At 60.6% G+C, this 20,166-nt stretch carries 18 protein-coding genes; 8 read left to right on the top strand and 10 right to left on the bottom strand.

The annotated features are described in order from the left end of the window. Positions 1-44: 44 nt before the first annotated feature. Entirely contained in the window at positions 45-524 is a 480-nt protein-coding gene (locus LOY50_RS01535) for a glycine zipper domain-containing protein (protein WP_212798541.1), read from the top strand. Between the two features lie 78 nt (positions 525-602). On the opposite strand, the gene LOY50_RS01530 is transcribed toward LOY50_RS01535, so the two are convergent. The 5 genes from LOY50_RS01530 to LOY50_RS01510 form a co-directional block, all read right to left on the bottom strand. Then, complete coding sequence (locus tag LOY50_RS01530) at positions 603-1,022, bottom strand: thioesterase family protein (protein ID WP_214510978.1); 420 nt, start codon at positions 1,020-1,022, stop codon at positions 603-605. A gap of 45 nt (positions 1,023-1,067) precedes the next feature. Beyond that, on the bottom strand, positions 1,068-2,294 hold the full coding sequence (locus LOY50_RS01525; protein WP_258690181.1) for a 3-hydroxyacyl-CoA dehydrogenase: 1,227 nt from the start codon (positions 2,292-2,294) through the stop codon (positions 1,068-1,070). A 107-nt stretch (positions 2,295-2,401) separates the two neighbouring features. After that, positions 2,402-4,330 (bottom strand): ATP-dependent DNA helicase RecQ, encoded by a 1,929-nt coding sequence (locus tag LOY50_RS01520; protein ID WP_258690180.1) that lies wholly within the window; start codon positions 4,328-4,330, stop codon positions 2,402-2,404. Positions 4,331-4,524: 194 nt separating this feature from the next. Continuing rightward, positions 4,525-4,779, bottom strand: coding sequence for a colicin E3-like toxin immunity protein (locus tag LOY50_RS01515; protein ID WP_253470932.1), 255 nt, complete (start codon positions 4,777-4,779; stop codon positions 4,525-4,527). A gap of 7 nt (positions 4,780-4,786) precedes the next feature. After that, on the bottom strand, positions 4,787-6,034 hold the full coding sequence (locus tag LOY50_RS01510) for a colicin E3/pyocin S6 family cytotoxin (RefSeq protein WP_258690179.1): 1,248 nt from the start codon (positions 6,032-6,034) through the stop codon (positions 4,787-4,789). Between the two features lie 188 nt (positions 6,035-6,222). Between LOY50_RS01510 and LOY50_RS01505 the strand changes: the two genes are divergently transcribed. After that, positions 6,223-6,576, top strand: a complete 354-nt coding sequence (locus LOY50_RS01505; RefSeq protein ID WP_253470928.1) for a DUF1493 family protein — start codon at positions 6,223-6,225, stop codon at positions 6,574-6,576. Positions 6,577-6,653: 77 nt separating this feature from the next. Here LOY50_RS01505 and LOY50_RS01500 read toward each other — a convergent pair whose 3' ends face one another. The 3 genes from LOY50_RS01500 to LOY50_RS01490 form a co-directional block, all read right to left on the bottom strand. Further along, the gene (locus tag LOY50_RS01500) at positions 6,654-8,198 is read right to left on the bottom strand and encodes a phosphoenolpyruvate carboxykinase (protein WP_214510985.1); all 1,545 of its coding nucleotides are present in this window, start codon (positions 8,196-8,198) and stop codon (positions 6,654-6,656) included. Positions 8,199-8,376: 178 nt separating this feature from the next. After that, positions 8,377-9,279 (bottom strand): Hsp33 family molecular chaperone HslO, encoded by a 903-nt coding sequence (hslO, locus tag LOY50_RS01495; RefSeq protein ID WP_018608788.1) that lies wholly within the window; start codon positions 9,277-9,279, stop codon positions 8,377-8,379. Positions 9,280-9,571: 292 nt separating this feature from the next. After that, positions 9,572-9,976, bottom strand: a complete 405-nt coding sequence (locus LOY50_RS01490) for an RNA-binding S4 domain-containing protein (RefSeq protein WP_003196700.1) — start codon at positions 9,974-9,976, stop codon at positions 9,572-9,574. 254 nt (positions 9,977-10,230) lie between these two features. Here LOY50_RS01490 and LOY50_RS01485 point away from each other — a divergent pair, with 254 nt between their 5' ends. Continuing rightward, on the top strand, positions 10,231-10,695 hold the full coding sequence (locus LOY50_RS01485) for an ATP-dependent zinc protease (protein ID WP_170845936.1): 465 nt from the start codon (positions 10,231-10,233) through the stop codon (positions 10,693-10,695). After that, entirely contained in the window at positions 10,692-11,597 is a 906-nt protein-coding gene (gene rimK, locus LOY50_RS01480) for a 30S ribosomal protein S6--L-glutamate ligase (protein ID WP_003196697.1), read from the top strand. The genes LOY50_RS01485 and rimK overlap by 4 nt, the downstream gene beginning before the upstream one ends. Before the next feature lie 163 nt (positions 11,598-11,760). On the opposite strand, the gene LOY50_RS01475 is transcribed toward rimK, so the two are convergent. Continuing rightward, positions 11,761-13,074 carry an ATP-binding protein gene (locus LOY50_RS01475; protein WP_018608795.1) on the bottom strand — a complete coding sequence of 438 codons (1,314 nt, stop codon included), beginning with the start codon at positions 13,072-13,074 and terminating at the stop codon, positions 11,761-11,763. Between the two features lie 114 nt (positions 13,075-13,188). Continuing rightward, positions 13,189-13,929, bottom strand: a complete 741-nt coding sequence (gene ompR / locus LOY50_RS01470; protein ID WP_003196691.1) for a two-component system response regulator OmpR — start codon at positions 13,927-13,929, stop codon at positions 13,189-13,191. Positions 13,930-14,286: 357 nt separating this feature from the next. Here ompR and LOY50_RS01465 point away from each other — a divergent pair, with 357 nt between their 5' ends. From LOY50_RS01465 to tauA, 4 genes are all read left to right on the top strand, one after another. Then, on the top strand, positions 14,287-16,611 hold the full coding sequence (locus LOY50_RS01465) for a Tex family protein (protein WP_253470926.1): 2,325 nt from the start codon (positions 14,287-14,289) through the stop codon (positions 16,609-16,611). Further along, complete coding sequence (locus LOY50_RS01460) at positions 16,611-16,994, top strand: PaaI family thioesterase (protein ID WP_253470924.1); 384 nt, start codon at positions 16,611-16,613, stop codon at positions 16,992-16,994. Before LOY50_RS01465 ends, LOY50_RS01460 begins: the two co-directional genes overlap by 1 nt. 271 nt (positions 16,995-17,265) lie before the next feature. Then, the gene (gene gshA / locus LOY50_RS01455) at positions 17,266-18,849 is read left to right on the top strand and encodes a glutamate--cysteine ligase (protein WP_258690178.1); all 1,584 of its coding nucleotides are present in this window, start codon (positions 17,266-17,268) and stop codon (positions 18,847-18,849) included. 318 nt (positions 18,850-19,167) lie between these two features. Further along, on the top strand, positions 19,168-20,145 hold the full coding sequence (tauA, locus tag LOY50_RS01450) for a taurine ABC transporter substrate-binding protein (RefSeq protein WP_253470920.1): 978 nt from the start codon (positions 19,168-19,170) through the stop codon (positions 20,143-20,145). Positions 20,146-20,166: the final 21 nt, after the last annotated feature.

The following is a 20,166-nucleotide window of genomic DNA, read 5'->3' as shown; positions in this document are numbered from 1 at the left end:
AAGCCAGCCTCAGGATCGCGCCGTCATCCCTTTGAGGCTCCTCTATGAAGTTCTCCTCCATTCTCTTGTTGTCCCTTAGCCTGGCCAGTGGCATCGCTTCTGCCGGTGGTACTGCCGAAGCAGGTGTGGGCGGCGCATTGGGCGGGGTTTTGGGTTCGGTCGTCGGCCAGTCCCTGGGCGGCAACACCGGCTCCACTATCGGCGCGGCGCTGGGCGGTGCGGGCGGTAGTGCAGTCGGCGCAGACAAACACAGCCGCGGCGAAGCGGCGATCGGCGGCGCGTTGGGCGCAGCCGGCGGCAACGTGGTCGGCCGTAGCGTCGGCGGCAGCACCGGCAGCCTGATCGGTGCGGCAGCGGGCGGCGGCGCTGGCGGTGCCCTGGGTAACTACATGGGCAAGGACGATGACGATGACCGTCGCTATGACGATCGCCGTGGTGATCGCCGCTACTACCGTGACGGCCACCCAGGTCGCGGCCATGCCTACGGGCACCGCAAAAAACATCATCGCTACTACCGTGACTAACGGCTGATCGTCACTAGCCGTTGAAGATCGCAGCCTCCGACAGCGCCCAGCGCTGACAGGAGGCTGCGATTTTTCGTTTCAGACCACCAACCGCTCCAAAGCCCCACGTAGGCGGTCCGGAATCGCCACCGGTCGATTCGACGCCCGGTCCACAAATACGTGAACAAAACGCCCCGCCGCGCACGCCTCCTCCTCGCCAACCTTGAACACCGCCAGCTCGTACTGCACCGAACTGCTGCCCAGCTTCCCGACCCGCAGGCCGATTTCAATCCGGTCAGGAAAGGCGATCGAGGCAAAGTAGTCACAGGCTGAACTCACCACGAACCCCACCACCTCTCCGTCATGGATATCCAGGCCACCGACTTCGATCAGGTAGGTATTCACTGCGCTATCGAAAAAGCTGTAATAGGTGACGTTATTGATGTGACCGTAGACATCGTTGTCGTGCCAGCGCGTGGTAATGGGTTGCAAGTGTCGGTATTCGTTGCGTTGGGGCATCAGGTGTCCTTTACGGTTGTTCACTGATATTGACGTGGCCCGGCCTCAGGCCTGCGCGAATCCCTTGCCCTGCGCGACCAAATCGCCGATCAGGCGCGCAGGTTTCCATTGGTCGCCCTGCTTCGTTTCGAGCTCCAGCAGGCGTGCGTGAATATCTTCCAACCCCTGCCCGTCGGCCCAGGCCATAGGCCCGCCTTTGTCCGCAGGGAAGCCATAGCCGTTGAGATAGACCAGGTCGATGTCGTGGGCAGACTCGGCAATGCCCTCCTCCAGGATTTTCGCCCCCTCGTTGACCAGCGCCAGCAAGCACCGCTCGAGGATTTCCTCCGGGCCAATCTCGCGCCGTTGAAAACCCAGCGCTTCACTGACCTGTAGCACCAGCGCATCGACCTCGACATCATGCTCGGCCTGTCGACTGCCCGGCTCGTAGTGATAATACCCATTGCCGCTTTTCTGGCCGAACCGTCCCAGCTCGCACAACCGGTTATCCACCTGCACCTCGGGCGCATCCTGGCCCTTGCCCGCCAGCTCACGGGCGCGCCACTCCAGATCGATGCCAACGACGTCGTACATACGGAACGGCCCCATGGCGAAGCCAAAGCCTTGCAACGCCGCATCCACCTGATAGGGGAATGCCCCCTCCAGCAGCATCTTGCGCGCTTCCAGCACATACGGATGAAGCATCCGGTTGCCAATGAATCCATGGCAATTGCCTGATACAACGCTGACCTTGCCCATGCGCTTGCCCAGCATCAACGCCGCGTCCAGCACCGCTGTGGAGGTGTGTGCACCGCGAACGATTTCCAGCAACTTCATGATGTGCGCCGGGCTGAAGAAATGCAGGCCCAGGACCTGGGCCGGCCTGCGGGTGGCAGCGGCAATGGCATCGATGTCCAGCGCCGAAGTGTTGCTCGCCAGGATGGCCTCGGGCTTGAGCAGGCCGTCCAGCTCACGAAAAATGTTCTGTTTGAGTTCGAGGTTTTCGTAAACCGCTTCGATCACCAGGTCCACATTGCGGATCGCCGCGTAATCATCCGCCCGTGTCACCCGGGCGATCCGCGCATCAGACTCGCCCTGATCGAAACGGCCCTGACGCACGCCATGGGCATAGGTCTCGGCCACGGCCACCAGTGCCTGCGCGAGCATCTGTGGATTGTTGTCGACCCACTGTACCGCCACGCCCGCGTTGGCCAGGCACATCACGATGCCCCGCCCCATGGTGCCTGCACCGACCACCGCGGCACGCTGAATATCGAAAGGTGTCTGGCTCATGTTTGCTCTCTTGTTGGCGATCCAAAGACAGCCTTCACCTTAGTCAGCCACCGAATGTTTTTGAAATTTATTCGTGTGATGCAGGGCATTCAGCTGATGGATGCAACTCACAGGTGCGCTTGAGCCCACTGACGAACTTCAGCGTATGGATACGCTTCCAATGCGGCATATCCGCGGATCTTCCGCGCCTTCAATCGGGTGAACAGCGGCACGCTGATTCCGCACAGGAAGCGGGTAAGGCGCTCGGCAGACGGCACGCTGCCGCTGTGCTGCTCATGCTTGTGGATAAAGTCGCCACACAGCGCCTCGAAGTTTTTATCCACAAGCGCCGGCAACGCAGGCGGCTCCGGCAGGCAAGCGACATGACCATGGCACACCGAGCAATGGCCACACTGGAGTGGCGCATTGTCATCGCCGAAATACTGCGCCAGGCGATAACCCAGGCAACGGTCGGTGGCGAACAATTCAAGCATGGCGTGGATTCGCGCGATTTCACCTTGTTCGTGTCGGGTGAAATAGGCGTGTAGCTCGGCACTCAAGACCTGCGTATCCAGGTCCGCTTGCAGCACGCTGTACACCTCGGTCATCTGTTTGCTTTCCAGCTCGATCCAGCCCTTTTCCTGGAAATAATCCAGCGCCTTGACCACGCGATTACGCTCAGCGTGATATTGCTGGTACATCCCATCGAAATTTACCGTGGCCCAGGCCCGGGCGCGACTGGAGGTCTGGATGATGGCCGAGACGAAGTCCCTTCGCTCGCCTTCGAAGCGCTCCAGCAGTTCTTGCGGCTCCGTCAGGAACTTGAAGCGGTACTCCGCGAAATAGGCATAGCGCGGCGCGATCAGCCGACGTAGCTCCAACTGGACCAACAGTGTCTTGAGTGGCAGTTGCCGGATGTTGCTCTGGTCAGCCAGGGGGCCCAGCAGAAACTCCCATTGCCCATCGGCGGCAGCGGCCTTCAGCTCATCGAGCACGCAACGAATGCCGGCAAGCTCCGGCGTATCGCCATACACAAAGTTTTCCAGCACGTTGAGGCTGTCGCGGTTGGCCAGTACCAGGCAATCGGAAGGTTGCCCGTCCCGCCCTGCCCGGCCGATCTCCTGGCTGTAGTTTTCGATGGACTTGGGCAGGTCGAAATGCACGACATTGCGGATATCGCTCTTGTCGATGCCCATGCCGAAAGCGATGGTCGCGACGATGCAATTGGATTGCCCGCCCATGAACCGCCGCTGGATATCTTCGCGTTGTTCATGGGGTAAACCGGCGTGATAGGCCTCGGCCTCGATACCGTGCCGGCCCAGGTGTTCGGCAATCTGCTCGGCGGTTCGCTGCAAGGTCACGTAGACGATGCTCGGCTGCCCGGCACGCTCGCCCAGCCATTGCACCAGCCGTGCGCGCTTGTCGGCACCCGGCACGGGCTCGACCAGCAGATTGAGGTTTGCCCGGTAGAAACCGGTCGTCACCACATCCGTGGCAGCGATGGCGAATTTCGCCTGCATGTCGGCGATGACCTTGAGTGTAGCGGTGGCTGTCAGCAGCAATACCTGAGGAATATTGAACTCACGCTGGTAATCGGGAAGCTTGAGGTAGTCAGGTCGAAAGTTATGCCCCCATTCGGAAATACAGTGGGCCTCGTCCACCACCAGCAACGAGATCGGCACCTGCTGCAGGAAATTGCGAAAGCGCTCGTTCTTCAGGCGCTCCACGGAAATCATCAGGATCTTCAACTCGCCCGACCGGGCCCGCGCCATGGCGTCGTTGGCTTCGTCACGGCCCTGGGCCGAATCGATACTCGCCGCCGCGATGCCGTGGCGCTTGAGGAACGCCAACTGGTCCTGCATCAGCGCTAGCAACGGTGAGACCACCAGGGTCAGGTGCGGCAAGAGCAGAGCCGACAATTGATAACACAGGGACTTGCCCGAGCCGGTGGGGAAAATGGCCGCCGCCGACCGACCGGCCAGCACGGCGCCGATGGCCGCCTCTTGTCCGGGACGAAACTGTGGATAACCGAAAACCTGTTCCAGGGTGCTGTGCATGCGCGGTCGCTCCTTTGACTGCTGCGAAGCCCAAAGCCTAGCGCGGCAACGCGGCGAGTCGAGAAAAGGTCGGGGACAAAAACGATACGGGATGATACAGCCTGGTGCCAAAGACTTGGTTCAGGAAATAACCATGGGAAATCCAAAGGGATCTACCGCCTAACGGCGTTGGCGGTTGGACTCAAGCGTGATAATCACCAAACATCCCGATAATCAAAAGACACCTGATAGTCATACACCGACAAGTCCAAAACATGTTTGAAATGTGGTTGCAACATTTCAACCCATTCAGTACTCACGTCAAAATTTCCGTTATTGATATCGTTTTTTACCGAACGACCAAGGTTGTCAAGAATCACAAAATCATCTTCAAAATCCTTGGAATATTCTTTTTCAACCAGAACCTCCGTCTCTTTATCAAACCATCTCAATCTGACTTTTAATCCCATAGCATCCTCAAAGAAATTTTTTGATATTACGTTTCGGATTAGCTTTTTTCTTCTGCTCACCCGTAAGGTGATCAAATGAACCTAGATGGCTGCCATCGCTCGATCGATATACCTCTAACTCCGCGTGTCTGGAATCCCATTCATAAATCTTCCTCCCTTTAGCGTCCGTCCATCGCTCTCGAAAACCACCGCCGCCTTGACGTGGAGTCTTGGCCTTAACTTCGATCAAGTCATCAAAACCAGCTATTTCATATGTTTTTGGTGCCGGATGATAATCATGCTCAGCCTCCGGCAGGCCTTTGCGCCGAATGTTGAAAACAACATACAACGGCGAAACCCCAGAATCCGCCGGAAACACAAGAATGAAATCCTTGTACTCCGGCGGATAGATCGGGTTGACGATGATGCTGTCCGCCGCAGGCGTCGGCGGGAAAATCCAGATGTGCGGGGCCTGTGGCGCGGCCTCCAATGCCGGGATGCCCAGCGTGGAGGATGGATCGACCGCCGGCGTCCAGATCAACTCGACCCCATCGCCAAAGTCCGCCACTTGCTGCTCGCCGCGGGCCTGGAACGTCACCACAGGAATCATTTCCCAGTCACGTCGTGCCTGGGTGTTGTAGCCGTACCCCTTGAGCGTGCCATCGGCCTGAGTTTCGACATGCAACCGCACCCGCGTACGTGCCTGCTCCAGGGAGCGCAGTTGCTCTTCGGTGTACAACGAACCGTCACCCAGGTTCGAGGGCATCAGCAACCCCACCAGACCGATCAGTACACCCGCCGCCACAGGAGCGCTGACCGCGCCAGCAGCTCCCGCCGCCACGCCAAGGGAGGCCGGCATCGTCCGACCCAAGGCAAACGTACCGAAGCTTGCCGGTAACGACCCACTGATACTCTTAAGCTGAATGCGCCCTGACTCGTCAGCTTGACGGCCACCCAACAAGGTAAATTGGCCGTACTCCCTCAGGGCTTCAGTCGGGATGTAGCCGCTCGGGTTGTGGTAGTCGATGACTGAATCAGGCAGCTTGCAGGACTTGGCAAATACGCTGCCCTTCACGTCGAAAGGTGATGCTTCGCGGACCTGGGCCAGACGCTCCCTCATGTACGCCGTCTGCCTGGCGAGCATGGCCTCATAGGCGTGTTGATCGGCATCTCTTTTTGCCAGTTCGCTGGGGGTCATGGCCCGCAGGATCCTGTAGCCTCGATCGCCACCGTAATGCTCCCAGACCTGCGGAACACTGGTCTTTCCTTTCGTCATGCTTCATCCCTGCTCGGTCGCCGTTACCCCATTGAAAGGGCGTGGCGAACCTTACCGAGCGGCCAGGGAAATACTCAGCAGACGGTTCCGAGACTACTGTGAGACCTTTCTTCTTTTTCCAATGGCCAGCGATTCCCCCTAAACTTTCCCTCCAGACAGACGCACGCCAACGCCCCGGAAACCTCACCATGCACCTCGCCCCAGACTTCCCCGACGATCACGCCATGCGCCAGCTCATGGAGCTGCTCCACGAAGAAATCGGCCTGCCTGAACGCAAGACGATCCGGCTGGATACCGCGATCAATCTCGACCTGGGTTGCGATGGCGCGGATGCCCGGCACCTGATGGAGGCACTGGAGGAGCGCTTCGCCATCGAGCTCATCGACTATGACGCCTACCGCTATTTTCAGCCTGAAGGGTTCGATGTGTTTCAAAAGCGCAGGGCCAAGGGCCGGGGGAACAAGATGCCACTGACCATCGGCATGCTTTACAAGGCGATCAAGGCGCAACGATGGGATACGCGGGAAGTGGAAGAGGCCTAGCGGATCGGGGCGCCTCAAATAGTCGCCCATAAAAAAACCGCCCATGAAGGGCGGCTTTTTCATTCGCTAACCAAGTTTTACAGCTGTGGACCGGCAGCCTTGATCGCGTCGCTCACGTCGAACTTCTTGAAGTTCTCGGTGAACAGACCGGCCAATGCCTTGGCCGCTTCGTCGTAGGCAGCTTTGTCGGCCCAGGTGTTGCGTGGGTTCAACAGGACAGTCTCGACGCCTGGAACAGCCAGCGGCACGTCCAGGTTGATGATGTCCAGGTGTTCGGTTTCAGCACCGATCAGCGCGCCGCTCTGGATCGCCGCGATCACCGCACGGGTGGTCGGGATGTTGAAGCGCTTGCCAACGCCGTAGCCGCCGCCGGTCCAGCCGGTGTTGACCAGGTAGACCTTGGAGCCGAAACCACGGATGCGCTTGATCAGCAGCTCAGCGTACTCACCGGCTGGACGCGGGAAGAACGGGGCGCCGAAGCAGGTGGAGAAGGTCGACTTGATGCCACTGCCCGAACCCATTTCAGTCGAGCCCACCAGTGCGGTGTAGCCGGACAGGAAGTGGTAGGCGGCTTGCTCTTCGCTGAGGATCGACACTGGCGGCAGTACACCGGTCAGGTCGCAGGTCAGGAAGATCACGGCGTTTGGCTCGCCACCGAGGTTTTTCGGTGCGCGTTTTTCGATCAGCTCACGCGGGTAAGCGGCGCGGCTGTTCTGGGTCAGGCTGTCGTCGGCGTAGTCGGCTTTCTTGGTGACCGGGTCCAGTACGACGTTTTCCAGTACGGCGCCGTGCTGGATGGCTTTCCAGATAACTGGCTCGTTCTTCTCGGACAGGTCGATGCACTTGGCGTAGCAGCCGCCTTCGATGTTGAAGACCACGCCCACGCCCCAGCCGTGCTCGTCGTCACCGATCAGGTAACGGCTTTCATCGGCGGACAGGGTGGTCTTGCCAGTGCCCGACAGGCCGAAGAACAGGGTCACATCGCCTTCTTCGCCCATGTTCGCGGCGCAGTGCATCGGCAGCACGTCAACGGCCGGCAGCAGGAAGTTCTGCACGGAGAACAGGGCTTTCTTCATTTCACCGGCGTAGCGCATGCCGGCGATCAGCACTTTCTTGGCCGCGAAGTTGATGATCACGGTGCCGTCGGAGTTGGTGCCGTCACGCTCAGGCTCGCAGACGAAGTTCGGCGCGTTGAGGATCTGCCACTCGTCCTTGCCACCGGCGTTGTATTGCTCGGGGTTGATGAACAGGCAACGGCCAAACAGGTTGTGCCACGCGGTCTCGGTGGTCATCTTGACTGGCAGGTAGTGCGCAGGATCGGAGCCTACATGCACGTGGGATACGAAACGCTCGCGCTCGCCCAGATAGGCTTCGACGCGGCTCCACAGGGCATCGAACTTGTCGGCCGGGAACTTGCGGTTGATCGGGCCCCAGGCGATGGCGGCCTGGGTGGTTGGCTCTTCCACGATGAAACGGTCGACTGGCGAGCGACCGGTACGATGACCGGTACGAACAACCAGCGCGCCAGTATCGGCAAGCTCGCCTTCACCGCGATTCAGGGCTTCTTTGACCAGATCATCGACACTCAGATCGGTGTACACGGCGTTATTGGCTTGCGTCATGAGATTCCCCGTCGGCCCGTGGCCGAGTGCTCCAAACGTTTTGTAGTAGGAAGTCGCGCACTACTACCCGAAAAAAGTGGGCCGGATTATGCCAGAAAACCCCAAAAAGAGTAGGGCCCTCCCGTCAGTACGGCGTAAATCCGGCACTTGCCAGGAGATTTACCTGCGCTGAAACGTTTTAGTGACGAGTATCTGACGGTGTGTCGACACCCGCACCCGCGAACAATTGAGCGATGTCCGCCGCGTCGAACAGGTAGCGCTCGTTGCAAAACTGGCAATCGACCTCGATGGCACCGCCATGCTCGATCACCAGTTGCTGCGCATCTTCCAGACCCAGACTGACCAGCGCATTGGCGGAACGTTCACGAGAGCAACTGCATTGGAAGCGCAACGGCTGTCCGTCGAACAAGCGTACCTGCTCCTCGTGATAGAGGCGATGCAGCACGGTTTCGTTGTCCAGGCTCAACAGCTCATCGGCGCTCAGAGTGCTGGCCAGAGCGGTGACGTGCTGCCAACTGGCGTCGCGTTCTTCCGGGTCGCGCAGGCGATCGGCAGGCAGTTGCTGCAGCAGTAAACCGCGAGCCCGCCGCCCGTCGGCGTAGAGCCAGAAGCGGGTATTGGTCTGCTGGGACATGACAAAGTAGTTGGTGAAGCAATCGGCCAGGGTTGCCCCGTCCAGATCGACAATTCCCTGGTAACGCTGGCCTTGGGTCGGATCGACCGTGAGGGCCAGCACGCCATTGGGCATCATATCGGCCAGCGTTGCGTCAGGCCCGATCTGCTCGGCGTCATAACGGGCCAGGCCACGGATTTCGCGCTCACTGGAGCACTCGATCATCAGCAACGGCACCGGACCATCGGAACGCGCCTGGAGAATCAGCAAGCCATCGAACTTCAAGGTGCCCACCAACAACGCCGCAGCCGCCATCAACTCGCCGAGCATTTGTGCGACCGGCTCCGGGTAGGGGTGCTTGGCCAGGACTTCGGCGTAGCTACGCTCCAACGCCACCAGCTCGCCACGGGCGTCGCTGTCATCGAAGATGAAACGTTGGGTGTAGTCGGTATCCGGTAAATCAGTCATAGGGTCTGGTATCTGAGGTGATGACAAATGATGGCAGGCATTTTATGAGCATTCAGGGTGGGTTCCAAGCAAGGCTTGGGTTTGCCTGACGGGAAGGTACTGCCCACCTACCTGTAGACGCTGCGTAGGAGCTGTGTAGGAGCTGTCGAGTGCAACGAGGCTGCGATCTTTCCCCAGACAATTGAGTCGCGAGCGAATGATCAAGATCAAAAGATCGCAGGCTTCGCCAGCTCCTACAGAGCCCAGCGGGAGCAAGCTCCCTCGCCACGGATAGCCTCGAATGACCGATGTTTTATTCGCTATTGCTGCCATGAAACTTGAACAGGTCCCGGCGCTGCTTCTTGCTCGGCTTGCCGTCGGTGCTGACCCCCAGGGCGCCGGCCTTGCGTTGCGCGGCGGCGGTTTCACGCTTGGCGATACTGGCTTCGGTTTCGCGATACAGCGCCTGCGCTTCAGGCGCGCCGCGACGCACGATCGACAAGGCTTCGACCACCACGGTCTTTTCATCGAAGCCGGTGCGGATGACAAATTCATCGCCAACGCGTGGCTCCTTGCCGGGCTTGCAACGCTCTCCCCGGTGATGAACCTTGCCGCTTTCGATGGCGGTCTTGGCCAGGGCCCGCGTCTTGTAGAATCGCGCCGCCCACAACCATTTATCGAGACGGACCTTGTCGTCCTCTTCCTTTTTTTGTGCCACTGCCATTCCTCTTTTCTGCCAATAGCCGGAACTGTACTACCGTTTTTGTCGGGCGCACGAATCCGGCCCGACGGATAGAATGCCCACCAAATCGCCTCCACATGCATGGCTTGGCTCGAAATCGGTTACAAGCACAAACAAGCGCGTAGATAACTGTCGCCATTTTGTGATTATTCTGCGTGAATACCGCGATTCGCGGAGTCCACGATCCGATGTACTGATCGCAGGTTTTTTTATTGAAGACTTTTGACCATTTGACCGTTGTCGGTCTGCGCGAGTGGGTGGCGCTCCCGGATCTGGGAGTCGTGGGCCTGCGGGCAAAAATCGACACCGGCGCCAGCACCTCCAGCCTGCATGCCACCGACATCGAGCCATTCGAGCGCGATGGCGAAAAGTGGGTGCGCTTCACTGCGCACCTCGGTACGGTGGTGCAGTTGCGCCATCGCCGCTGCGAAGCCCCGCTGGTGGCCCGCAAGACAATAAAAAGCTCCAACGGCCACGCTCAGGTCCGCTACGTGATCAGCACCACGTTGGCACTGGGTGATCGGATCTGGCGGGTCGAGTTCACCCTTGCCTGCCGCAAGTCCATGCGATACCGCCTGTTACTGGGTTCCAAAGCCTTGATCGACGGCCAACTGGTGGTCAATCCGGGTATCAAATACGTTCAAGACAAGCCGGCATTCCCGGTGTCCACTACCTCTGCCACAGGTGTTGCATGAAGATCGCTGTGCTGTCGCGTAATCCGCGTCTGTATTCCACTCGTCGCCTGGTTGAAGCCGGGACCGAACGAGGCCATGAAATGGTGGTGATCGATACCCTGCGCGCCTACATGAACATCGCCAGCCACAAGCCGCAGATCCATTACCGTGGCAAACCGCTGGAAGGGTTCGACGCGGTGATCCCGCGCATCGGCGCATCGGTGACGTTCTATGGCTGCGCCGTGTTGCGTCAGTTCGAAATGATGGGGGTGTTTCCCCTCAACGAGTCGGTGGCCATCGCCCGCTCCCGGGACAAGCTGCGCTCGCTGCAGTTGCTGTCACGGCGCGGAATTGGCCTGCCGGTCACCGGTTTTGCCCACTCCCCCGACGACATTCCCGACCTGATTGCGATGGTCAACGGCGCACCGCTGGTGATCAAGGTGCTGGAAGGCACCCAGGGCATCGGCGTGGTCCTGTGTGAAACCGCGACGGCGGCGGAATCGGTGATCGAGGCGTTCATGGGCCTGAAGCAGAACATCATGGTCCAGGAGTACATCAAGGAAGCCGGTGGCGCGGACATTCGCTGCTTCGTGGTCGGCGACAAGGTGATTGCCTCGATGAAACGCCAGGCCAAGCCCGGAGAGTTCCGCTCCAACCTGCATCGCGGCGGCAGTGCCAGCCTGATCAAGATCACCCCGGAAGAACGCATGACCGCCCTGCGGGCCGCGAAAGTCATGGGCCTGGCCGTGGCGGGCGTGGACATCCTGCGCTCCAACCACGGACCGCTGGTGATGGAGGTCAACTCCTCGCCAGGCCTGGAAGGGATCGAGACCACCACGAGCAAGAACGTGGCCGGGATCATCATCGAGCATTTGGAAAAGAATGGCGGGCCGAACATGACCCGAACCAAGGGTAAGGGCTGACTCAACACAAAACCCTTTGGGAGAGAGCCTTTGTGGGAGCCGAGCTTGCTCGCGATGAAGGCGCCTCGGTCTACTGGAAGACCCTGTTATCGTTCATCGCGAGCAAGCTCGGCTCCCACAGGGCTCGCTCCCACAGGTTCTCTGTCTTACTTGAGAAAAGCCGCTACACCGCATCCCGAGGCAGCATCAAGCCCAACGGCAAGCGCACCCGAGCTTCCAGCCCACCACCGACACGGTTACGCAGCTCGACATTGCCGCCGTGCATCGAGGCAATGCGCTTGACGATGGCCAGGCCCAGCCCCGTGCCCTTCCCACCCCGAGCGCGATCACCGCGAGTGAACGGATTGAAAATGGCTTCCAGCTCAGAGGGATCGATGCCGGCGCCACGGTCCATGACGCTCAGCACCACATAAGGCGCGCTGGTGTCACCGGAGACATAGGCCGCGACTTCGACACCGGTGCCTGCGTGGTTCAGCGCATTGCCGATCAGGTTGTTCAGCAAGCGCTTCATCGACACGCGGCGCAACGGGAACGGTTGGATCGGCTCCAGACGCAGGTGCAATTTCTCATCGTTCTGGTTATAGGGCGCGGCCACCTCCCGCACCAATTCACTGAGGTCCACCTCTTCCACCGACTCGTCACGACCGTCGCGAATGAACGCCAGGAACTGGTCGAGAATCGCGTCCATGTCCTCGATGTCGCGGACCATCTCGTCGGTCAGGTCGGTGTGCTCGCCCATCAACTCCAGCGACAACCGCAGCCGGGTCAGCGGCGTGCGCAGGTCATGGGAGACACCAGCGAGCATCAACTCACGCTCGCGCCCGGCCTGTTCGACATCCTCGGCCATCTGGTTGAAGGCACGGTAGACCTCGGTCATTTCGCTGGGCGTATCGCTGATGGGCAGCCGCACGCTGCGCCCCTGGCCCAGTTGGCGGGCGGCGTAGACCAGGCGTTTCAAAGGTTGGTTGAGCTGGCTGACGAAGATCCACGCCGATGCCGTCGACAGCAGGCCGATGGCCAGGAACCAGCCGAGTACGTTCCAGATTTTCTGGCCGCGCAGCGGATGCGGGTACAACGGCACCTTCAGCCAGCCATCCCCCAGGCTCGGGGCTCGCACCCACAGCGCCGGCGGCGAATGCATGCGCAATCGCACCTCGGTATCGGCGCCCAGTTCGGCCTGCATCTGGCGTTGATAGATCTCGCTGTAGGGCCAGTGCTGCTCGCCCTCCGGCACGCCGGCACCGACAACGCGGATCAGCGTCGCCGCCTCGGCAATTTTCGCCCGGTTGGTTTCGTCCGCCGCCCAATAGGCCCGCAGGGTCAAGGCAACACCATGGCTGTATTGCCGGTCCACGAGAACGTCTTCGTTCATCAGCAGGTACACCAGCGTCAGTGCCTTGGAGAAGAGCACGACGATCAGCACCAGCCAGAGGGTGCGGGAGAAGAAACTCTGGGGGAACCAAACGGGGGTTTTCATGAATAACCGCTACACACTTGCAGGAGCGAGCGATGCTCGCACAATGACAGACCGCGAGTCGCCTGGAAGAAGACATTTCAACCGGCCAGGCCACCCGCTCCTACAAATCGCCGATCACTTGCTGGCGGCGCCATCCGGCACGAACACATAACCCACGCCCCAGACGGTCTGGATGTACCGCGGCTTGGAAGGATCAGGTTCGATCATCCGGCGCAGACGGGAAATCTGCACGTCAATGGAGCGCTCCAGCGCATCCCATTCACGACCACGGGCCAGGTTCATCAGTTTGTCCCGGGTCAGCGGCTGGCGGGCGTTCATCACCAGCGCCTTGAGCACCGCGAACTCGCCGGTGGTGAGCATATGGACCTCATCACCGCGCTTGAGCTCACGAGTGGCCAGGGACAGCTCATAATCGCCGAAGGTCACGCTTTCATCTTCGCTGCCTGGCGCGCCAGGTACCGGCGCCGACTGGCGACGCAGCACCGCCTTGACGCGGGCCATCAGCTCGTCGGGGTTGAACGGCTTGGCCAGGTAATCGTCGGCGCCCAGTTCAAGGCCCTTGATACGGCTCAGCTCGTCGCCCTTGGCGGTGAGCATGATGATCGGGATCTGGTTGTTGGCGCCGCGCAGGCGGCGGCAGGCTGTCAGGCCGTCTTCACCGGGCAGCATCAGGTCGAGCACCACCAGGTTGAAAACCTCACGGGCCAGCAGTCGATCCATTTGCTCGGTGTTCGGTACGGTACGGGCGCGGTAGCCCTTGCTGACGAAAAAGCGTTCCAGCAAGCTGCTCAGCCCCGGATCGTCGTCAACAATAAGAATTTTTTCGCCTTCAGCAGTTTGTGCAGTGCTGCTCATAGGAAGCTCCTTTGATCTCGGCGCGCATTATGGCCTAGCTGCCGTTATACGCACCGTGTGCATTGTTAGCAGATTTTTCCTCTATCACCACAAATCCGGGTATCAAGCCTACAGACCATGTCCCCCCCTCAGGACAGAACGCTGGTTATAATGCGCGGCCTTTTGTGCCAGGGAATGCCGGATCGTGACCCGGCGTGCCATTTTTTTCCCCTTGGCCAGGCAGCACTTTTTGAATTTCGCGGGTCAACAGGCAGCCTTTTGACCCAGGCAGCGGCGCATGCCAGGCCGCTCAACCAGTCTCGCCGAGCCCTGCTTCTGCGGTGGCGAGCCTGATTTCACAATTTGTCAGGTGGTTTTATGGACAGCATCAACAGCCGCATCGCCGAGGAACTCGGTGTACGCCCACAACAGGTCGAAGCGGCCGTCGCGCTACTCGATGAAGGCTCCACGGTGCCTTTCATCGCCCGTTACCGGAAAGAAGTGACCGGCAGCCTCGATGACACCCAATTGCGGCATCTGGAAGAACGCCTGCGCTACCTGCGAGAACTCGACGAACGGCGCATCAGCATCCTGGCCAGCATCCAGGAGCAGGGCAAGCTGACCCCGCAACTTGAGCGCGACATCAAGCTGGCAGACACCAAGACCCGCCTCGAAGACTTGTACCTGCCCTACAAGCAAAAGCGCCGCACCAAGGGCCAGATCGCCCTGGAAGCCGGCCTCGGCGAGCTGGCCGACGGCCTGTTCAACGACCCGACCCTGGCCCCGGAAGCCGAAGCCGCGCGTTTCGTCGATGCCGACAAAGGCGTGGCGGACGTGAAAGCGGCGCTGGAAGGCGCCAAGTACATCCTCATGGAGCGTTTCGCCGAAGACGCCAACCTGCTGGAAAAACTGCGTAGCTACCTCAAGCAGGAAGCCACCCTCAGCGCCCGGGTGATCGCCGGCAAGGAAGAGGAAGGCGCGAAGTTTCGCGACTACTTCGAACACGACGAACCGCTCAAGAGCATGCCGTCCCACCGCGCCCTGGCGATTTTCCGTGGTCGCAACGAAGGCATCCTCAGCTCCGCACTGAAAGTCGGTGAAGAATTGCCCGGCACCATGCACCCGTGCGAAGGCATGATCGGCCAGCAGTTCGGCATCCAGAACCAGAATCGCGCCGCCGACAAATGGCTGGCCGAGGTGGTGCGCTGGACCTGGAAGGTCAAGCTCTACACCCACCTGGAAACCGACCTGCTGGGCGAGTTGCGCGATAATGCCGAGACCGAGGCGATCAACGTGTTCGCCCACAACCTGCATGACCTGCTGCTGGCCGCACCGGCCGGCCCGCGCGCTACCCTGGGCCTGGACCCGGGCCTGCGCACCGGTTGCAAGGTGGCCGTGGTGGATTCCACCGGCAAACTGCTGGACCACGCCACGGTCTATCCGCACGTGCCACACAACAAGTGGGACCAGACCCTCGCCGTGCTCGCCGCCCTGTGCGCCAAGCATTCGGTGGACCTGATCGCCATCGGCAACGGCACCGCCAGCCGCGAGACCGACAAGCTGGCCGCCGAGCTGATCAAGAAATACCCAGCCATGAAGATGACCAAGGTCATGGTCTCCGAGGCCGGCGCTTCGGTTTACTCGGCGTCGGAACTGGCCTCCAAGGAATTCCCGGACCTGGACGTATCGATCCGTGGCGCGGTGTCCATCGCCCGTCGCCTGCAGGATCCACTGGCGGAACTGGTCAAGATCGACCCGAAATCCATCGGTGTCGGCCAGTACCAGCACGACGTTTCCCAACTGAAACTGGCCCGCGGCCTGGACGCGGTGGTGGAGGATTGCGTGAACGCCGTGGGCGTGGACGTGAACACCGCTTCGGTGGCGCTGTTGGCGCGTATCTCCGGCCTGAACGCCACCCTGGCGCAGAACATCGTCACCCACCGTGACGAACACGGCGCGTTCAAGACCCGCGCCGCGTTGAAGAAAGTCCCGCGCCTGGGTGAAAAGACCTTCGAACAGGCCGCCGGCTTCCTGCGGGTGATGAACGGCGATAACCCGCTGGACTCCTCCGCTGTCCACCCTGAAGCCTACCCGCTGGTGCAACGCATCGCCGCCCAGACCGACCGCGACATCCGTTCGCTGATCGGTGACGCCGGGTTCCTCAAGCGCCTGGATCCGAAGAAATTCACCGACGAAACCTTCGGCCTGCCCACCGTCACCGACATCCTCCAGGAACTGGAGAAACCGGGCCGGGATCCGCGCCCCGAGTTCAAGACCGCCGAGTTCCAGGACGGCGTCGAAGACCTCAAGGACCTGCAGCCGGGCATGATCCTCGAAGGCGTGGTGACCAACGTCACCAACTTCGGTGCCTTCGTCGACATCGGCGTGCACCAGGACGGTCTGGTACATATCTCGGCCTTGTCCGAGAAGTTCATCAAGGACCCGCGCGAAGCGGTGAAGGCCGGTGATGTGGTGAAAGTGAAGGTCATGGAAGTCGACATCCCGCGTAAACGCGTCGGCCTGTCGATGCGCATGAGCGACACGCCGGGCGAGAAAGTCGACGGTGCCCGTGGTGCGCGTCCTGGCTCGACGCCACGCCAGTCGCAAAACACCGCGCCGCGCAAGGAAACCGCCACCGCAGCTCCGTCCAACAACGCCATGGCTTCGTTGTTCGCCAACGCCAAGCAGTTGAAGAAACGCTGATGGAGGTGCCAGCCGGGTTGGTGGAGAGCGCGTTCTTCAAGCTGCTCGGCTGCCGTCTGCACAGCCTTGGAGACGGGGTGGCGCAAGTCGCCCTGAGCCTTGAGCCGCCGCTGCGCAATCGCGGCGGCAAGCTGCACGGCGGCGCGCTGTTCAGCCTGGTGGACATCGCCATGGGACTGGCCTGCTCCAGTGTCCATGGCTTTGACCAGCAGAGCGCGACCATCGAATGCAAGATCAACTACATTCGCGCCGTGTCCGACGGCGACGTGTTGTGCACCGCCCGGGTCATCCACCCCGGCCGGCGCACGCTGGTGGTCGAAGCCGAGGTGATGCAAGGCGACAAACTGGTCGCAAAAGCGCAAGGCACGTTCGCTGTCCTATAGCTCCCTGTCATCGATTTGAGTTAATTTCGATGCCATGAATGCGGTGTCGAGCTTTCCTGTGGGAGCGAGCTTGCTCGCGATAGCGGATGGTCAGTCAGCATCAACGCTGCTGATCCACCGCTATCGCGAGCAAGCTCGCTCCCACAGGGGGCGGCGGCGATCAGCCTTAGGCCACACAAAAACCAGGCGAAAACGCCAGTTTTAACTTCACCCTTGTAGACCGTCTTGCCCACCCCCATATTGGGGCGACTGACGCGTGAAGGAATTCAACTTGAGCGACCTTTTAAACCGCCGCCTGGCCCTGCTCGGCGAGCGCGCCAACCTCTCCCTGCTCGAGCAGTGCCTGCACGGCATCGAGCGCGAATGCCTGCGCGTCACTGGCGATGGGCACTTGACGCAGACCCCGCATCCCAAGGCCCTGGGTTCGGCGTTGACCAACGAACAGATCACTACCGACTATTCCGAGTCGCTGTTGGAGTTCATCACGCCAGCCCTGGCCAACCCGGCCGATACCCTGCGCAGCCTCGACAAGATCCACCGGTTTGCCTACAGCAAACTCGGCGACGAGTACCTGTGGAGCCCTTCAATGCCGTGCCCACTGCCGGCGGAGGAGGACATCCCGATCGCGTATTACGGCACCTCGAACATCGGTCGTCTCAAGTACGTCTATCGCAAGGGCCTGGCCCTGCGCTACGGCAAGACCATGCAATGCATTGCCGGGATCCACTACAACTTTTCCCTGCCGGAAAAACTCTGGCCCCTGCTTCGGCAGGCCGAAGGCGTCGAGACCAGCGACCGTGATTTCCAGTCGTCGGCCTACATCGCGCTGATCCGCAATTTCCGCCGCTACAGCTGGTTGCTGATGTACCTGTTCGGTGCCTCGCCGGCCCTGGACGCCGGTTTCCTGCGGGGTCGCCCGCACCAGTTGGAACAACTGGACCCGGACACCCTGTACCTGCCCTACGCCACCAGCCTTCGCATGAGCGACCTGGGTTACCAGAGCAACGCCCAGGCCGGCCTCACGCCTTGCTACAACGACCTGGCCAGCTACACCGACAGCCTGCGCAAAGCGGTGGCGACACCTTATGCGCCGTACGTCGAAGTCGGCACTCACCAGAACGGCGAGTGGGTGCAGCTCAACACCAACATCCTGCAGATCGAAAACGAGTACTACTCCAACATCCGCCCCAAGCGCGTGACCTACACCGGCGAGCGGCCGATCCAGGCCTTGATGGCCCGGGGTATCCAGTACGTCGAAGTGCGTTGCCTGGACATCAACCCGTTCCTGCCAATGGGCATCGACCTCACCGAGTCGCGATTCCTCGATGCGTTCCTGCTGTATTGCGGCCTCAATGACAGCCCGCAGCTGGAAAACAACGAATGCGGCAACGCCACGAGCAACTTCCTGACCGTGGTCAAGGAAGGCCGCAAGCCTGGTCTGCAATTGCAGCGCCAGGGTCAATCGGTGGACATGCAGGCCTGGGCCGTCGAATTGCTGGAAAAAATCGCCCCGCTGGCCTCGCTGCTCGACCAGAGCCAAGGTGGCGATGCCCACCGCCAGGCGCTGGACGCGCAATTGGCGAAGGTCCGCGACCCTTCCCTGACCCCCTCCGCCCAGGTGCTGGCCGCCATGGCCGAACATCAGGAAAGCTTCGCCCAGTTCTCCCTGCGCCAAAGCAAGGCCCACGCCGAGTTCTTCCGCGCCGAACCTTTGCCTGCCCAAGAACAGGCTGCATTCGAAGAAACCGCCCGGGAATCACTGGTCCAACAGGCCAATCTGGAGCAGAACGAGGTCGGGGATTTCGACGTGTTCGTGGGTTCGTATCAGGCGAGCATCCTGGCGATCAGTAACTGAATCCCTGCGTGCGAGAACGCTTTTTGTGGCGAGGGAGCTTGCTCCCGCTCGGCTGCGCTGTAGGAGCTGCCGAAGGCTGCGATCTTTTGATCTTTCCCTTGAGACTCAAGTAGCAGCGGAAAGATCGCAGCCTCGCTTCGCTCGACAGCTCCTACAAGCCGAGCGGGAGCAAGCTCCCTCGCCACAAGGGTTCTCAGTCGAGCTTTATAGATTTTTTCGAAAATAAGCTCATTCGAAAAAGTTATTTATTTTCCAATTCTTAGATCATTTAGTCTCCTCCAACGCCGAACATCCGGCGGCCTGTTGAGGAGCTTTCCCATGTCTTTGAGTTTCCCCCTTCGCCTTCTCGCGGCCGCCTCCCTGGCTGCAACGAGTCTTTTTGTCCAGGCGGCCGACCTGACCGTCGCTTACCAGACCACCGTCGACCCGGCCAAAGTCGCCCAGGCCGATGGCGCCTATGAAAAGGCCACCCAAACCAAGATCGACTGGCGCAAGTTCGACAACGGCGCCGATGTCATCACCGCCATCGCCTCAGGCGACGTGCAGATCGGCTACCTCGGTTCCAGCCCGTTGACGGCGGCCATCACCCGCAAGGTCCCGGTGGAAACCTTCCTCATCGCCACCCAGATCGGCGCCGCCGAAGCCTTGGTGGTTCGTGACGGTTCAGGCATCCACTCCCCACAAGACCTGATCGGCAAGAAGATCGCCGTGCCATTCGTGTCCACCGGGCACTACAGCCTGCTCGCCGCGTTGAAGCACTGGAACATCGACCCGTCGAAAGTCACCGTACTCAACCTGGCGCCACCGGCCATCATCGCCGCCTGGAAGCGCGGAGACATCGATGCCACCTACGTCTGGGACCCGGCCCTGGGCGTGGCCAAGGAAAACGGCAAAGTCCTGATCACCTCGGCGGAACTGGCCAAGTTCGGCGCCCCGACCTTCGACGCCTGGATCGTGCGCAAGGACTTCGCCCAGAAACATCCTGAAATTGTCACAGCGTTCGCCAAAGTGACCCTGGATGCCTACGCCCAATACCGCAAGGACCCACAAGCCTGGCTGGCCGATACGTCCAACGTCGACAAACTGGTGAAGCTCTCTGGCGCCAAGGCCAGCGATATCCCGCTGTTGCTGCAAGGCAACGTCTTTCCCCTGGCGGCCGATCAGGTCGTGAGCCTCGGCGCACCGACCACCCAAGCCATCACCGACACCGCAGCGTTCCTCAAGGAGCAAGGCAAGGTCGAAGCCGTGCTGCCGGACTACGCGCCCTACGTCAGCGCCAAATACATCACTCGTTGAGCGAAAAAAGGGAGACACGCG

It is taken from the genome of Pseudomonas sp. B21-010 (assembly GCF_024749325.1).
Classification (GTDB): domain Bacteria; phylum Pseudomonadota; class Gammaproteobacteria; order Pseudomonadales; family Pseudomonadaceae; genus Aquipseudomonas; species Aquipseudomonas kilonensis.
This window is presented reverse-complemented; position numbering and strand designations above follow the sequence as displayed.

What these genes read in the sequence shown, in the direction of transcription:
- LOY50_RS01535 (WP_212798541.1), top strand. Translation starts at nt 45, where the DNA reads ATGAAGTTCTCCTCCATTCTCTTGTTGTCCCTTAGCCTGGCCAGTGGC.
- LOY50_RS01530 (WP_214510978.1), bottom strand. Translation starts at nt 1,022, where the DNA reads ATGCCCCAACGCAACGAATACCGACACTTGCAACCCATTACCACGCGC.
- LOY50_RS01525 (WP_258690181.1), bottom strand. Translation starts at nt 2,294, where the DNA reads ATGAGCCAGACACCTTTCGATATTCAGCGTGCCGCGGTGGTCGGTGCA.
- LOY50_RS01520 (WP_258690180.1), bottom strand. Translation starts at nt 4,330, where the DNA reads ATGCACAGCACCCTGGAACAGGTTTTCGGTTATCCACAGTTTCGTCCC.
- LOY50_RS01515 (WP_253470932.1), bottom strand. Translation starts at nt 4,779, where the DNA reads ATGGGATTAAAAGTCAGATTGAGATGGTTTGATAAAGAGACGGAGGTT.
- LOY50_RS01510 (WP_258690179.1), bottom strand. Translation starts at nt 6,034, where the DNA reads ATGACGAAAGGAAAGACCAGTGTTCCGCAGGTCTGGGAGCATTACGGT.
- LOY50_RS01505 (WP_253470928.1), top strand. Translation starts at nt 6,223, where the DNA reads ATGCACCTCGCCCCAGACTTCCCCGACGATCACGCCATGCGCCAGCTC.
- LOY50_RS01500 (WP_214510985.1), bottom strand. Translation starts at nt 8,198, where the DNA reads ATGACGCAAGCCAATAACGCCGTGTACACCGATCTGAGTGTCGATGAT.
- hslO (WP_018608788.1), bottom strand. Translation starts at nt 9,279, where the DNA reads ATGACTGATTTACCGGATACCGACTACACCCAACGTTTCATCTTCGAT.
- rimK (WP_003196697.1), top strand. Translation starts at nt 10,692, where the DNA reads ATGAAGATCGCTGTGCTGTCGCGTAATCCGCGTCTGTATTCCACTCGT.
- LOY50_RS01475 (WP_018608795.1), bottom strand. Translation starts at nt 13,074, where the DNA reads ATGAAAACCCCCGTTTGGTTCCCCCAGAGTTTCTTCTCCCGCACCCTC.
- ompR (WP_003196691.1), bottom strand. Translation starts at nt 13,929, where the DNA reads ATGAGCAGCACTGCACAAACTGCTGAAGGCGAAAAAATTCTTATTGTT.
- LOY50_RS01465 (WP_253470926.1), top strand. Translation starts at nt 14,287, where the DNA reads ATGGACAGCATCAACAGCCGCATCGCCGAGGAACTCGGTGTACGCCCA.
- LOY50_RS01460 (WP_253470924.1), top strand. Translation starts at nt 16,611, where the DNA reads ATGGAGGTGCCAGCCGGGTTGGTGGAGAGCGCGTTCTTCAAGCTGCTC.
- tauA (WP_253470920.1), top strand. Translation starts at nt 19,168, where the DNA reads ATGTCTTTGAGTTTCCCCCTTCGCCTTCTCGCGGCCGCCTCCCTGGCT.